The 259-nt window shown below is 68.3% G+C and carries 1 protein-coding gene; it reads left to right on the top strand.

Features of this window, described 5'->3' with window-relative positions; genetic code table 11:
* On the top strand, positions 1–259 hold a 259-nt coding region (locus tag EJ903_RS26725; protein ID WP_148105347.1), incomplete at both ends, for an IS66 family transposase.

Below are 259 nucleotides of genomic sequence, written 5' to 3'. Positions count from 1 at the left end.
CCAAGGCGATGGACCACATGCTGACGCGCTGGGATGGCTTCACCCGGTTCCTCGGCGACGGCCGGCTGTGCCTGACGAACAACACCGCCGAACGCGGCCTGCGCGGGATCGCTTTGGGCCGGAAAGCGTGGCTGTTCTGCGGCTCCGATCGCGGCGGGCAGCGGGCGGCGATCATGTACGGCCTGATCACCACGGCCACGCTCAACGACGTCGACCCCCAGGCGTGGCTTGCCGACGTGCTGGCACGCATCAACGACAT

Origin of the sequence: Azospirillum griseum (genome assembly GCF_003966125.1) — a bacterium.
In the GTDB taxonomy this organism is placed as follows: Bacteria; Pseudomonadota; Alphaproteobacteria; order Azospirillales; family Azospirillaceae; genus Azospirillum; species Azospirillum griseum.
Note: the sequence above shows the minus strand (reverse complement) of the source record. Positions and strands in the feature narration are given on the sequence as shown.